Raw genomic sequence first — 14,938 nt, 5'->3', positions numbered from 1 at the left:
GCACTTTACTAATGATAAGGATGGTATGCTTATATGATCAGTACAAGCGGCGTAACGCTTCGTTATGGTAAACGCCCACTTTTTGAAGACGTAAATATCAAATTTACTCCTGGGAACTGCTACGGCCTGATTGGGGCGAATGGCGCGGGTAAATCCACCTTTTTGAAAATTCTTTCCGGTGAAATCGAAGCCAATTCTGGTGAGGTTCACATGACACCGGGCGAACGGATGGCAGTCCTCAAGCAGAACCATTATGAATACGATGAATTCCCGGTTCTGGAAACCGTTATTATGGGTCACACGCGTCTGTATGAAATCATGAAGGAAAAGGATGCGCTGTACGCTAAAACGGAGTTTTCCGAAGCAGACGGTTTGCGTGCCGGTGAACTGGAAGGCGAATTTGCAGAGCTGAACGGTTGGGATGCCGAGCCGGATGCAGCTGCATTGCTGATCGGTCTTGGTATTCCGCGTGACCTGCATGATAAAAATATGTCTGAGATGAGCGGGAACGACAAGGTACGCGTTCTCTTGGCTCAAGCGTTGTTTGGTCGTCCCAACAATTTGCTGCTTGATGAGCCTACCAACCATTTGGATCTCGAATCCATTCAATGGCTGGAAAATTTCTTGATGGACTATGAAGGCACCGTCATCGTTGTATCCCATGACCGTCACTTCCTGAACAAGGTATGTACGCATATTGCGGATATCGATTTTGGTAAAATCCAGATGTACGTCGGCAACTATGACTTCTGGTACGAGTCCAGCCAGCTTGCGCTTGCATTGACTCGTGATGCGAACAAGAAGAAGGAAGAAAAGATCAAGGAACTGCAAGCCTTTATTCAGCGCTTTTCCGCGAATGCTTCCAAGTCCAAACAGGCAACTTCACGTAAAAAGCAACTGGATAAAATTACGCTGGACGATATCCGTCCTTCAAACCGTAAATATCCGTTCATTAACTTCAAGCCTGAGCGTGAAGCAGGCAAACAACTGCTGACCGTAGACAGTCTCAGTAAAACCGTTGAAGGCGAGCAAGTGTTGAACGAGTTCAGTCTGGTTGTGAACAAGGGCGATAAAATCGCGTTTGTGGGTCCGAACGGTTTGCCTAAAACGACGCTCTTCCAGGTGTTGATGAACGAGATTGAAGCAGACAGCGGAGAATTTTCTTGGGGGATTACAACTAGCCAGGCTTATTTCCCGAAAGATAATTCCACCTATTTTGAAGGTGTGGACATGAATCTTGTGGAATGGCTCCGTCAATATTCCAAGGATCAGGACGAAACGTTCCTGCGCGGCTTCTTGGGACGTATGCTTTTCTCTGGAGAAGAAGCGCTTAAGAAAGCAAGTGTGCTGTCCGGGGGCGAAAAGGTTCGCTGTATGCTGGCGAAAATGATGCTGAACGGTGCCAATGTGTTGCTGCTGGAAGAACCGACCAACCACTTGGATCTGGAGTCCATCACAGCGCTGAACAATGGTCTGATTGATTTTGATGGTACTATATTGTTCACATCGCATGACCACCAGTTTATTCAAACGATCGCGAACCGCATCGTGGAAATTACACCAAACGGCGTAATCGACCGTACGATGAGCTATGATGAGTACTTGGAAAATGAAGAAATCACAAAGTTGCGTGAACGTATGTATCCGGTAGAAATCGGCTAACTTCAGCAACTAGATAAACGAAAGAGGAGCTCCTTCAGGCCATTAAGATGGCAGGGAGACTCCTCTTTTTCGTTTTTGTACCATGCCCATAGCTTACTTGGTTCTGGCAGTGAGGTACGCCAGACCTTTGATACCCTATTAAGGCTATGAGGTGGATTATGATCCGCCTGTACGACGGCGTTGGTTGTTCGGCTTCTTCGTATTTTGGCTTTTCAGTGTTTTGGTGGAACCGCCTTGAAAGCCGCCCTGCTGTGAAGCGCCGGACTGCTGTTTTTTTTGTGCCAGCTTTTCCCGAATGGCATCTGCGAGATTAACTTTACGTGGTTCATTGGCATCGCTCATGAATAAATTCCTCCTGTTGCCGCCAGATTCATGTCAATCATGCTGGATTGAAGAAAAACGCGGCTGTGTCCTCATTTTATACGTTTTTAAAAGAAGGGACAAGGGCAACAATGATAACACACATCTCGGGTGGGGTGGAAGAGAAAACGTATGTTTTTTGTGTGAAGGAAAAAATGTTTTGTGTAACCTACAGGAATGGGGTCTGGCAATACTTTTTCGTTGTTACTACAGCGATGCAGAGCGGAAAGACTGTTTCTCTAGACCCACACAAAGTTCGTCTGCTATCCTGAAAATAACAGTTAACCAAAGACAAATTGTTATTATTCAGGGCAGCGATGCTGCTATTTTTATTTTGGGCCCGGTGAGATCGTTCTGCTGGAAACTATATATTTGAAGGAGTGTCCTACGTTGTGGTAAATGTCTATGAAGAAATACGAAAAGGTGAGCGTGGGGCGTGGGTGAGCATTGCTGCTTATCTCTTGCTGTCCGCCTTTAAGCTGATTAGCGGATATATATTTGCTTCTAGCGCGTTGCGGGCGGATGGCTTCAATAATGTCACCGATATTGTAGTGTCGGTTGCTGTACTGGTGGGGCTGAGAATTTCCCAAAAACCACCGGACTCTGACCATGCCTATGGACATTTTCGGGCAGAAACGATCGCGGCGCTGCTGGCGTCCTTTATTATGGCTGTCGTCGGTTTGCAGGTGCTTATTGATGGGATCGGGAGCATTTTTAAGGGCGGAAAGCAAATACCGGATATCACCTCCGCGGGTGTAGCTGTGATTTGTGCGGTGATTATGCTGGGAGTGTACCTTTACAATAACAGACTGGCACGGCAAATTAACAATAAGGCTTTGCTGGCAGCGGCCAAGGATAATCTATCGGATGCACTTGTCAGTGTTGGGGCAGCAGTTGGCATTATCGGCGCACAGTTCGGGCTACCTTGGCTGGATACTGTAGCTGCGATCGCGGTAGGATTCATCATATGTAAAACAGCATGGGATATTTTTAAGGATTCCACGCACAGCTTGACCGATGGATTTGATGAGCAAGAGCTGTTTGACTTACGGAGTACGATTGCCTGTATACCTGGAGTAGAGGGGATTCGGGACGTTAAGGCACGTGTACACGGCAATCATGCGCTGGTGGATGTGGTCATTGAGGTAGATCCGCAACTCAGCCTGATTGAAGGGCATCGGATCAGCGACCGGATTGAGGAACGCCTGCAAGAGGTTCATAATACAATGCATGTCCATGTTCATGTAGAACCCAAATTATAGATTAATTATTGAATAGTTAGTATTAAAAGTGACTTTAGACCTATATGCAAAAGCCGTATACGCTTCCTTTTGTGACGTTTGGATTATATCTCTCTTCCTGCTGCTTTTACTATAATGAAGGCATGTCCGGCTATATTCGTCGGAATTGGATATGCTCTTCAAATTCGTAAAAACAGCCAGGAGGTGCAACATTGAGAAGACGCGTGATGGGAATGCTCATGACGTCAGCCGCGCTGTTGGCAGCAATTCATGTGGCGCCGGGTCAGGTTGACGCAGCGGCACCAACAGCATCCACAGGACAGAAGGCGGTTATTCAGGCGGCTGTAAAGCTTAGATCCGGTCCTTCGACTACAGGGGATGTAGTCAGCTTTATGAAGCAGGGAGAGGCCGTAACGGTATTGGAGAAAACGAACAGCTATTGGTATAAGATCAAGACTTCTGATGGAGTAACCGGATACACTAGCAGCTCCGACAAGTACATAAAAATTGGCGCTACCAGCGTCGCTGCTGCTGTCACCCCGTCTACCACTCGTAAATCGGAAGCCACAGAGTCAGTTAAAAATGTTTCAGCTAAAGAGGCAGTGGCCTCAGTGAATAGTTCTGCCGGTCAAACGAAAGCCACGATTCAAACGTCCGTTCGTTTGCGGGCGGAGGCATCCACTTCTTCCGAGGTTTTGGGCTATTTGAATGCAGGGGATGTCGTTACGATTACCGACCCAAGTAATGCTTATTGGTTCAAGGTTACCAATGCTGATGGTACGGTGGGCTACGTCAGCTCGTCTCCACAGTATATTCGTATTGGTGAGGGCGTTGTTGTGCAGCAGCCTGTGTCTGCTCCGGTGACAACCACTCCTGATACTACCGCTATACCTGCGACAGCCTCTCCTGTGTCAACTATGAACATGTTTTCCGGTGATGCAGCGGCTGCAATAGAGCAGGTTATTAACACGGGGATGACTTATCTTGGAACTCCATATGAATATGGTTCAGATCGTAACAGTACGGCTACTTTTGATTGCTCGGCATTTACCCGTCAAATTTTCCGTCAGGCTGTAGGTATCCAGCTTCCGGCAGATTCTCGTTCACAGGGTGAGTGGATCAAGCAAAACAGTCAGCCGAATACGGACATAACTACGCTGAAGCGTGGCGATTTGCTCTTCTTTACAAATTATAATGCATCTTCCGGGGCGTACACGTCCTTGGATAATTCCTCCCAAACGATTACACACGTAGCTGTATATTTGGGAGACAACAAGCTTCTCCATACGTTTTCTGTAGCGGGTGGCGGTGTAAAAGTTACGGATTTCAGCAAGCCTTGGCAGGATCGTTTCCTGTTTGGGGGCAGCGTGATTCAATAGAGCGCTGCTAACTGTTAAAAAGCTGCATCAAAAAAGGATGTTCCACAGCCCTGTTAACCAGGGTGGGAACATCCTTTTTTGATAAACATTTAGAATATTGCTCTTGTGCAGCTAGCATCCGATAACTATGAAACCCGTTTTCTTCCGGTAAAGAGTGAAATGACGAACAACACCAGAAATATCACAAATAATATTTTAGCGATTGTAGCAGCTATGGACACGACGATACCAAAAAAACCTAAGATCCCGGCGATCACAGCAAAAATTAAGAATAAAGCGGACCATTTTAGCATGTTCTGTATCCTCCTTTAATTGTATATAATGTGGCATACTCACGCTCCGATAGAGCGTGGTTGCAGATGACAATGACTTCTATAGATTATTCGTGGCTGTGCCATCGTTATATGGTGTTTTAAACGGTGCGAGAGTCCGTGAATCATAACGTTTGGAGCGGAGAAGAAGCCAGCCTGGACGTTGTTTCGTGTCTGAATCTAAAGGGTAACTATGCAGTAATCATAAACATCATCGTGAAAGACGAAAGAGAGGTTACGCTATGTTAACACAGGTCAGCATTTTTATTATTGCTATCGCATTTGCAGTTCTCGTTATTTTCCTCATCAAAACGTTAAAAGCAGCACAAGGCTCTCTGGATAAGGTGACTCAAACCTTGCAGGATGTACAAAAAACGATAGATGAACTGAGTTATGAAGTAAAACAAACGGTTCGACATGCGAATGACATCACCGCAGACGTTGATCATAAATTGAAGCAAGTGGAGCCAGTGATGGAATCGGTTAGAAACTTGGGAGAGGTACTCAGCGAAGTGACGCTGGCTGCCAAGCAGGCTTCAACAGCGTTAATGACACGGTTTCAGAAATCGCATAGCGCTACGAGTAATACCTCCAGAACGGATCACGCGATCAAGGCAACGACACCGAATAGACCTTTGACCGCAACGGAGCGGACGGTTCAGAGCTACAATGCGACGTATGAGGAACCTGCGGCCAAACCGGGTAAAAACTGGTTGGGTTATGTAGACATCGCTGCTGGGGTGTGGCAGAAAATGCGTCAGTAGCATAGTGGCTGAACCGTAAACTACAGGAAATTCATTGAAAGGGTGAGATTTATGATGAAGACGTTATTACTAGCTGCTGGTTTGCTCACTCCCTTTTCCGGACAGGATACGGTTCAGCAAACCGTTTCCCCGCAAACAGCGGGGCATATGGTTAGGACTGTGCAGACGATACCCGCTCCACATGCTGTACCAGCAGATTTTCATACCTTAAATGGCATATCTCTGGATGATACCCGTGCGGATGTATTAAAAAAACTGGGTAAGCCAATACGAGTCAAAAAAGATACGCTGCTGCTTTCTACAGAATACCAATATCCAGATGTTGTCGTAGGTATGCGTGAGGACGTCGTTTCTTATGTGCATGTAGATCCTGCTGCTGGTCGAATCAAGGTAAATGATAAGTGGCTGCCGCTGCAACGGAAAACGCTGGATCAGGCGCTGGGTGGCTCGCAATTCACGGCGGAAGACGGAGAGGTCTATGTACGCGGACAACGTGCAATCAAAGTGTTTATGGATGAGACGTCTGATAAACCTAAGTATGTTGAGTTTTTTGATGAAACGGAGTGGTAATCGATTTTTACGAGGCGTGACATAACATGGAAGTTTCAAATGGATATGTGAAGTGTAATAGTCAGAGAAGTCAATCCTTAAAGGAGCGTGAGAAACATGAATCAGACCAATCATAAATCTTATGCCAAAGTGGTAGATAACGGTGTACAAGCCGTTGAAGCAGTAAATGAGTTGCGTAACACGGGCTATCGTTATGAGGATGTGTTCGTGCTCGCTCATGATCAGGATCGGACAGATCGTATTGCTGATACGGTGGATGCCAAGGAAATCGGGATTAAGGAAGAGGGCGTTTTCGATTCATTAGCCAACTTGTTCCGTTCCCGTGGCGATGAGCTTCGCGCTAAAATTACTTCTTTGGGATTTACAGATACCGAAGCTGACTTTTATGAAAAAGAACTGGATCAGGGTAAAGTGCTGGTCATTGCTAAAAAAGCGTGATATTGCTGTTCAACATAAAAGCAGAGTGACATTAGATTCGAAAAAGAGGATGTTGACCGCAGCACAAGTGTTTCGCGGGTCCTCCAAAAACATAGATAAGGAATGGGGTTTTAGCCTCATTCCTTATCTATGTTTTTGGAATGCCTTCTTACGGAAACACTACTTCCAATCAACAAGGGTGTTGCCGTTTAAGCAGGTATAGTATAATACATGAGTTACAGATAAGGAGAGGCCAATGAGAATTCTAATTGTTGACGATAACCCGACGAATGTCATTATTATTCGTGAAATACTGAAAAAAGAAAATTATCGGGATGTGATCTCTGCTAGCTCGGCCGCAGAAATGTTGGAGCATCTGGGAATCGGCGACCGTACCATTAGTCTTCGGCCCCGTCCTTCCGATATTGATCTGGTGCTGCTGGATATGATGATGCCTGAAATGGACGGCATTGAAGCTTGCAGTATTGTGCAGGAATATGAGCATTTAAAAGATATCCCGATTATTATGGTAACGGCGGTAGGAGATTCCAAAAAATTGGCCGAAGCTCTAGATGTGGGAGCCGTCGATTACGTCACGAAGCCGATCAACAAGGTAGAGCTCATGGCGCGAATCCGGTCTGCCTTGCGTCTCAAACAGGAGAAGGATTGGCATAAGGATCGGGATCAGCGAATTCAGGATGAGTTGAAGCTGGCCGCGATGGTGCAGCAGGCGGTGCTTAGTCCTGCCATCCATGACCCAGTGCTGCAAGTGAATGCGCTCTATCAGCCTTCCTTTGAACTGGCAGGGGATTTATATTCATGGTATCCGTTAGGGGAGGGGCGATATGCCATCATTTTGCTTGATATGATGGGGCATGGCATTTCTTCCTCGTTGTTCTGCATGTTCATTGCGTCTGTACTTAAGGATACGGTGACCACATATGTGGAGCCTGAGAAAGTCATACAAGAGCTGAATCGTCGTTTTAATCAACTGGATCTGGGCAAGCAGCTGGTACAGTATTATTTTACGGCGATTTATATGGTGATTGATACCCGTTCACGGCGAATTGACTATGTAAATGCGGGACATCCTCCCGGTTTGCTGTTCAACCAGGATGGCAGCATTACCAAATTTGACCGTGCATGTAGCCCGGTTGGTTTGTTTGATAAGATTGATGCAGAAATGCACACGATTCATTATGAAGGAACTGGACATATCGCTTTGTATACGGATGGCTTGCTGGAAGCGGTGGAAGGTGAATATGAGGAGCAGTTAGAGTATCTGACTGAGTGTCTACGTAAGTATGAGGAATGGAACGAAGAAGCGATGCTGGATGCATTTTTTCGTAATGAGACGCCACAGGATCGCGATGATGATAAGTGCCTGATCTGGATTTCATTGAAAGAGGGAGAGAGCTTGCATGAAAATCAGAAATAAACTGCTGATCGGCTTTGGATCGCTTATGGCGATCCTCCTTGTGCTGACGCTAATCAGCTATGACCGGATGGGGAGCCTGAATGAACAGCTAAACCAGGTTTATCAGGATCGATATATGAAGGTCCGGAAAACAACAGCTATTCGCGGGCAGGTGAATGATATGGCCAAAGTGATGGCCAATCTGATCTTGAATCCAGGTTCCTCCGTTAGTGAGGCCAAACGCGAGCTGGACGATATTTCGGCTACTGGAACGAAAGTGCTGGCTAGTCTGCAAACGAATTCCGGCACCAGTGAAGAGCAACAGCAGGTTGATCGGGTAGCCGTCGCGTGGAATGAATTTTTAAGTTACGAACAAAGACTGGTTTCTTTGTTGGGGCAAGATCGTATTGATGAGGCTAACGCTTTCCGCAATAGTACTGGTTTGCCTGCCCAAGAAGAGGCGATGGATAGTATTAATGCCCTTGCCGTTTTTCAGGATCGGGAAATTGATAGCGACATGAAGCAGGCCAATTTGGCGTATGAAGAATCTGTGCAGATTACCACAATTCTGATGGCCGCCGGCCTGATCATGGGCTTACTGGTTATTTTGTGGGTGCTCCCAAGCATTGCCAAAGGTCTAAATGTCGTGAATCTCATGATTAATGGTTTTGGCAAGGGAAAGTACAGGGCCATCAGCCGAATAAGTGTTGCCTCCAAAGATGAAATTGGTGAGGTCGCTCGTGTATTTCAACAAATGGCCGGAGATTTGGAAGAAAAGCGGAAATTTGAACATTCCGTCCTTCAAACGCAGAAGGACCAAACTTGGCTTAATGCCAATACTGCTCGGGTGACTGAGTTGTTCCGTGGCGTAAATTCACTGGAGCAGGTTGCTCAGATGTTCATTAGTGAGTTTACGCCCATCTTGGGAGGCAGCTATGGAGCCATCTATTTGCAAGGGAAAGATGTAGAAGACAACCGTTTTAAGTTATACGGTTCCTATGCAAAGGTGACTGGCGAAAATTCGATTAGGGACATTATCCATGTGGGCGAAGGATTGCTCGGACAATGTGTTCTGGATCGTAAGCCGATCTTGATTACAGAGGCTCCTGACGGATATTTGTCCATAGGCTCTGCCTTAGGAGAAAGTAAGCCAGTGGGAATTATGATTTTTCCTATTTTGTTCGAGGATGAGTGTATCGGTGCTGTAGAAATAGCGTCACTGGATCGCTTCAGTGATCTGGAAACCAAGCTGTTTGCTCAATTAGTAGAGAGCCTGGGAATCATTCTGAACAATATCAAGGGACGGATGCGTGTAGAGCAATTGCTGCGCGAATCCCAGGCACTTACTGAGGAATTGCAATGCCAATCTGAGGAGCTACAAACTCAGCAAGAGGAACTCAAGCGCTCCAACGAAAATTTGGAGGAGCAAACAGAAGAACTCAAGCGTTCAGAGGAATTGTTACAACGTCAACAAGAAGAATTGGAGCATTTTAATACTGAACTGATTGCCAAAACTAGAGCGTTAGAAGAACAAGTTCGAGAAGTGGAAGAAAAGAACGACGAGATCGAACATGCACGAGCTCAGTTGGAGCAACAGGCAATGCAGCTAGGAATTACAAGCAAATACAAATCCGAGTTTTTGGCCAATATGTCTCATGAGCTGCGTACTCCGCTAAATAGCTTGCTTATTCTTTCTCAGCTCTTGTCTGAGAACAAGGAAGGCAATCTCAAGCCAAAGCAAGTGGAATATGCACAAACCATTTATATGTCAGGCGCCGATTTGTTGAAAATGATTGATGAAATTCTGGATTTATCCAAAGTAGACGCTGGAAAAATGGATATTAACCATGAAGCGGTCCACTTGAAGGAACTGGAACTGTTTGTGGAGCAGAATTTTGCTCCGGTTGCAGCCCAACGTGAGCTTCAACTGCATACCCAAATCGAAGAGAACCTGCCGGATGCCATTATCAGTGACGGTTATCGTCTCAAACAAATTTTACGTAATTTGCTGTCCAATGCGTTCAAGTTCACCACGGAAGGTTCTATTACTTTCAATGTATCCCGGGCAAACGGAGAGCAGCTTCCCGGTCTGCTAAATCCACGAAGATCCTATCTGGCTCTATCCGTGCGTGATACGGGCATTGGGATTGCTTCCGATAAAACGGATCTGATCTTCGAAGCCTTCCAGCAGGTAGACGGTACAACCAGCCGGAAGTACGGAGGGACAGGACTAGGTCTGTCGATCAGCCGCGAGCTTTCCAGATTGTTGGGCGGCGTTATTACGGTGGAATCCGAGCAGGGACAGGGCAGTTGCTTCACACTGTATTTGCCGGAACAAACGCCAACGGCTGAGGATATGGATTCTCATTCGAGAGAGGAATTTAACGGTACGGTTGTGAATTCGGATTTTGAGAATGTCGCAGCCTCGGCAGAAACGGATCTTCCCATGATTATGCCTGCTAAACGATTGCCATTATATCAGATGCCTTCGAAAAACAAAGCAGCGGACATTATTCATCCGGGGGACGACCGAAACGAGATTACCTCACAGGATAAAGTGCTGCTGATTATTGAGGATGATATTAATTTTGCTAATATTTTGTACGATATGGCCCGTAGTCGGGGCTTTAAGGCCCTGATCGCTCTCCAAGGAGACGATGGGCTCAACATGGCTCAGTCTTATTTGCCGGACGCTATTATATTAGATATTCAATTACCTGTGATGGATGGCTGGTCCATTTTGGGCGAGCTAAAAGGAAATTCATCGACACGTCATATTCCAGTGCATGTTATTTCGGTCATAGATGATGTGAAGCAGGGCTTGATGATGGGCGCGATTGCCTATCTCAAAAAGCCATCTTCGAAGGAAAGTCTGGATAAAGCATTTTCACATATCAAATCGTATACGGACCAGATGGTCAAACGTCTTCTTGTGGTTGAAGATGATGATAATCAGCGTAAATCCATTATTGAGCTGATCGATCATGATGATGTTGCCATTACGGCGGTATCGACAGGTCAGGAAGCACTAAATGAGCTGGCTACCCAGCGGTATGACTGCATGGTACTGGATCTGATGCTGAGCGATATGACTGGTTTTGAACTGCTGGATCGTATTCGAGAGAATGAGCAGCTAACTGATCTGCCGATCATTATTTATACAGGCAAAGATCTGGATAGCAAAGAAGAAACGCAACTTCGTAAATATGCAGAGTCTATTATTATTAAGGATGTTAAATCGCCGGAACGGCTTTTGGACGAAACAACGTTGTTCTTGCATCGTGTAGAGGCGAACCTTCCTGAGGACAAACGCAAAATTTTGCAGAAGCTATACAACAAGGAAGAACTGTTTGAAGGTAAAAAAATATTGTTGGTAGACGATGATATTCGCAATGTATTTGCTCTGTCCAGTGTGCTGGAAAGCTATCGTATGGAGGTTACCTTTGCGGAAAATGGAAGAGAAGCACTGGAACTGCTGGAACAGACACCTGATTTTGATCTGGTGCTGATGGATATGATGATGCCGGAAATGGATGGATATGAAGCGATGCGACGTATCCGGCTAATGCCACAATTCGAGAAGATGCCTATTATTGCCCTGACAGCCAAGGCCATGAAGGATGATCGTTCCAAGTGTATTGAGGCAGGCGCTTCCGATTATGTGAAAAAACCGATTCAAACCGAACAGCTTTTATCATTAATGCGGGTTTGGTTGTATTCGTAACCCAAAAAAATGGGTAATATAAATCGACACATGATTGGAGCGGCATAGGCAAAACCTATTTAGGAATTGGAGAGAGATTATGACATCTAAGGATATGGCGGATAATGCTGCTAATGAAGTGAAATCGAATGATACTGAGCGGGAAATGATTGAGATTGAGCTGTTGCTGGAAGGTATACATCGGCTGTACGGCTACGATTTTCGTAACTATGCTCTGCCTTCGATTAAGCGGCGTGTTTATTATCATGCGCAGTCCGAGAATGTAAGCACGATATCAGGACTACAGGAGAAGGTGCTGCATGATCGCAGCGCCTTCGATAGACTGGTACAAAGCCTTTCCATTCCGGTGACCGAGATGTTCCGTGACCCGGAGCTGTTTCTGAACTTCAGGCAGAAAATCATTCCTATTTTGCGAACGTATCCGTACATTCGAATCTGGCATGCAGGTTGTTCCACTGGTGAGGAAGTATATTCTATGGCGATCTTGCTGCATGAAGAAGGCTTATATGATAAGGCTCGCATTTATGCGACGGATATGAATAACCTGTCTTTACAGCAGGCGAAGGAAGGCGTATACGGGATCGACCGAATGAAGCTGTATACCAAAAATTATTTGGAGTCCGGGGGCACACAATCGTTCTCTGAATATTATACAGCCAAGTATGATTCAGTGATGTTTCATCCTTTTTTACGGAAGAATATTATTTTTGCGGAGCACAACTTAGCGACAGACCGGTCCTTTAACGAGTTCAATGTGATTTTTTGCCGGAATGTCATGATCTATTTTAACGACGAACTTCGCAACCATGTACATGGGTTGTTTTATGATAGCTTAAGTCATTTTGGTGTGTTGGTGCTTGGGGCCAAGGAATCCATACATTTTACCGATTATAGTGATTCCTACGAGCCGCTGGACCGGATAGAAAAAATATACCGGAAGATTAAATAGAGATGCTTAGGAGGATTCCATGGGGCTTCATGAACCGATTCATATATTGCTGGTAGATGACAGACCTGAGAACCTGCTCGCTCTTGAGGCGGTGCTGGAGAGTGAACAATATAATCTGGTAAAAGCCACATCCGGGGAAGAAGCGCTGCGATGTCTATTAAAAGATGAATTCGCACTTGTAGTCCTTGATGTGCAGATGCCGGGTATGGATGGAATTGAGACTGCAAAGTTAATCAAGGCCAGAGAGAAAACAAAGGATATTCCGATCATCTTTATTTCAGCTAACAGCAAGGAAGCTGAGCATTTGTTTGCGGGATATTCGGCCGGTGGTATTGATTATATGGTGAAGCCGTTCATCCCTCAAATTCTCAAGTCCAAAATTGAAGGCTTCGTGCAAATGTATCTGACAAACAAACGCTTGAAGACACAATCCATGCTGCTTCACCACAAGACGCAGGAGCTTGAGAAGATGAACAGCGAACTGATTGCCGCCAAGGAGGCAGCAGAGATTGCTGCCAATGCCAAAACGGAATTTCTGGCAATGATGAGCCATGAGATCCGCACACCTATGAACGGCGTTATTGGCATGATTGATCTGCTGATGGAGACAGAATTGCAGACCGATCAGCAGGAATATGCTGATATCATCCGTCGTAGCGCAGACGCGCTGGTAGCGGTCATTAATGATATTCTGGACTTTACCAAGCTGGAGTCAGGCAAAATGGAGGTAGAGGAATATCCTTTTGATCTGGTTTCCTGTATCAAGGAAGTTTTCAGCCTGTTTACAGTAGAAGTCAACCGAAAGAACTTGGAGCTGGTTTATTTTCTCGATGAACAGATGCCTCCGGTGTTATATGGAGATATGGGGCGATTGCGACAAGTATTGATTAACCTGGTATCCAATGCCGTCAAATTTACAGACCGAGGCGGGGTATATGTCTTCGCATCTGTCAAAGAGCACAGTGACAATGGACTTACCGTTGAGTTTTCTGTGAAGGATACAGGCATTGGCATTGATTCGGCTAAGGTCGGAAGGCTATTTCAGCCCTTTTCCCAACTGGATTCTTCAATGACGCGTAAATATGGTGGTACCGGGTTAGGACTTGCCATTTGTAAAACCTTGGTGAATATGATGGGCGGAGATATCCGTGTAGATACGAGCGGAGAACAAGGCGTGACGTTTCATTTTACAATGAAGCTTGGCTTTGCTGAGGAAAATGAACTGGAGGGGGAGTCCAGCCACGATTGGGAAATTCCACATCAGGAGTCTCCAAGTCGTAAACCTGTACTGGTGGTGGATGACCATCCGATCAACCAGAAGCTAATGGTTAATATACTGGATAAGCTCGGTTTAGCTTCAGATGTGGCAGCAGATGGGCAACAGGCGCTTGATATGGTCATGGCGAATCAGGACTATGACTATATCTTTATGGACTTGCAAATGCCTGTGATGGACGGTCTGGAGTGTACGGGTAGAGTGCGTGAACAATTGGCGGGAAGATCCCAACCTGCCATTATCGCCATGACGGCTAACGTCATGGAGGGTATTCAGCCTCGATGTATTGAAGCTGGGATGAACGATTATATTAGTAAGCCCGTTAAAATCAGCAGTGTAAAACAGGCGTTGCTACGGCATTCTCCGGACCATTTTCCAATGCAGCCGGGTAAAGATCAAATCAATGAAGCCTAGATGGTGGCATTTGGTAGTGTTTAAAAAGTTATACCGTGATTCAAACGCTCGTATAATGGGTTAGTATGTAGGGAAATCTTTTTTCGGGAGAGTAGGCCTATGAATACAAATAAAAATGAGAAATTTAATGCAATTACAGAAACAACCGATGGCGTAAATACCGTTTATCTGAGTGGAGAGTTGGATCTTTCGGTAGCACCTGATTTTCGTCTGGTGATGGAGCCTTTGGTGGGGGAGTCCAGCCAAGATTTGATTATTAACTTGAGAGACCTTAAATACATTGACAGCACGGGTATTGGTATCTTGTTATCTATTTTAAAAGCAAGGCATGGGATGGAGTCCCGGTTTACAGTTCAAGAGGTACCGCCTCAGATTCAAAAGCTGTTTGATATGACCGGTATTGCCAAATTCTTTGCCCCCCAGGAGAATTCCCAATAGGAAAGGAAAGAAAAAG

The 14,938-nt window shown here is 45.6% G+C and carries 13 protein-coding genes; 11 read left to right on the top strand and 2 right to left on the bottom strand.

Annotated elements, in window-relative coordinates:
* Positions 1-33: 33 nt before the first annotated feature.
* Positions 34-1,662, top strand: coding sequence for an ABC-F family ATP-binding cassette domain-containing protein (locus tag ACL9RM_RS16365; RefSeq protein WP_061831472.1), 1,629 nt, complete (start codon positions 34-36; stop codon positions 1,660-1,662).
* Positions 1,663-1,818: 156 nt separating this feature from the next.
* Here ACL9RM_RS16365 and ACL9RM_RS16360 read toward each other — a convergent pair whose 3' ends face one another.
* Positions 1,819-2,004 carry a hypothetical protein gene (locus ACL9RM_RS16360; protein WP_029517162.1) on the bottom strand — a complete coding sequence of 62 codons (186 nt, stop codon included), beginning with the start codon at positions 2,002-2,004 and terminating at the stop codon, positions 1,819-1,821.
* A gap of 410 nt (positions 2,005-2,414) precedes the next feature.
* Between ACL9RM_RS16360 and ACL9RM_RS16355 the strand changes: the two genes are divergently transcribed.
* Together ACL9RM_RS16355 and ACL9RM_RS16350 are read left to right on the top strand one after the other, a co-directional pair.
* Positions 2,415-3,284 (top strand): cation diffusion facilitator family transporter, encoded by an 870-nt coding sequence (locus ACL9RM_RS16355; RefSeq protein WP_250266676.1) that lies wholly within the window; start codon positions 2,415-2,417, stop codon positions 3,282-3,284.
* A 191-nt stretch (positions 3,285-3,475) separates the two neighbouring features.
* Positions 3,476-4,642, top strand: a complete 1,167-nt coding sequence (locus tag ACL9RM_RS16350) for an SH3 domain-containing C40 family peptidase (RefSeq protein WP_250266675.1) — start codon at positions 3,476-3,478, stop codon at positions 4,640-4,642.
* Between the two features lie 125 nt (positions 4,643-4,767).
* Here ACL9RM_RS16350 and ACL9RM_RS16345 read toward each other — a convergent pair whose 3' ends face one another.
* Complete coding sequence (locus ACL9RM_RS16345) at positions 4,768-4,935, bottom strand: DUF1328 domain-containing protein (RefSeq protein ID WP_028541846.1); 168 nt, start codon at positions 4,933-4,935, stop codon at positions 4,768-4,770.
* A gap of 260 nt (positions 4,936-5,195) precedes the next feature.
* On the opposite strand from ACL9RM_RS16345, the gene ACL9RM_RS16340 reads away from it, so the two are divergent.
* From ACL9RM_RS16340 to ACL9RM_RS16305, 8 genes are all read left to right on the top strand, one after another.
* The gene (locus tag ACL9RM_RS16340) at positions 5,196-5,717 is read left to right on the top strand and encodes a DUF948 domain-containing protein (RefSeq protein ID WP_250266674.1); all 522 of its coding nucleotides are present in this window, start codon (positions 5,196-5,198) and stop codon (positions 5,715-5,717) included.
* 51 nt (positions 5,718-5,768) lie between these two features.
* A complete protein-coding gene (locus tag ACL9RM_RS16335) occupies positions 5,769-6,287 on the top strand; it encodes a hypothetical protein (RefSeq protein ID WP_061831467.1) in 519 nt (172 codons plus the stop codon).
* Positions 6,288-6,383: 96 nt separating this feature from the next.
* Complete coding sequence (locus ACL9RM_RS16330) at positions 6,384-6,725, top strand: general stress protein (protein WP_023990277.1); 342 nt, start codon at positions 6,384-6,386, stop codon at positions 6,723-6,725.
* Between the two features lie 235 nt (positions 6,726-6,960).
* Positions 6,961-8,142, top strand: coding sequence for a PP2C family protein-serine/threonine phosphatase (locus tag ACL9RM_RS16325; RefSeq protein WP_028541849.1), 1,182 nt, complete (start codon positions 6,961-6,963; stop codon positions 8,140-8,142).
* The gene (locus tag ACL9RM_RS16320) at positions 8,126-11,845 is read left to right on the top strand and encodes a response regulator (RefSeq protein ID WP_250266673.1); all 3,720 of its coding nucleotides are present in this window, start codon (positions 8,126-8,128) and stop codon (positions 11,843-11,845) included. Before ACL9RM_RS16325 ends, ACL9RM_RS16320 begins: the two co-directional genes overlap by 17 nt.
* A gap of 79 nt (positions 11,846-11,924) precedes the next feature.
* Complete coding sequence (locus tag ACL9RM_RS16315) at positions 11,925-12,794, top strand: CheR family methyltransferase (RefSeq protein WP_235309957.1); 870 nt, start codon at positions 11,925-11,927, stop codon at positions 12,792-12,794.
* Positions 12,795-12,813: 19 nt separating this feature from the next.
* Positions 12,814-14,484 carry a response regulator gene (locus ACL9RM_RS16310; RefSeq protein WP_250266672.1) on the top strand — a complete coding sequence of 557 codons (1,671 nt, stop codon included), beginning with the start codon at positions 12,814-12,816 and terminating at the stop codon, positions 14,482-14,484.
* 99 nt (positions 14,485-14,583) lie between these two features.
* Positions 14,584-14,922: an STAS domain-containing protein gene (locus ACL9RM_RS16305; RefSeq protein ID WP_061831464.1), complete on the top strand. Its 339-nt coding sequence runs from the start codon at positions 14,584-14,586 to the stop codon at positions 14,920-14,922.
* Positions 14,923-14,938 lie beyond the last annotated feature (16 nt).

The organism is Paenibacillus sp. S29, assembly GCF_049319765.1.
In the GTDB taxonomy this organism is placed as follows: Bacteria; Bacillota; Bacilli; order Paenibacillales; family Paenibacillaceae; genus Paenibacillus; species Paenibacillus polymyxa_B.
The sequence above is the reverse complement of the archived record's forward strand: the minus strand, read 5'-3'. Positions and strand labels throughout refer to the sequence as shown.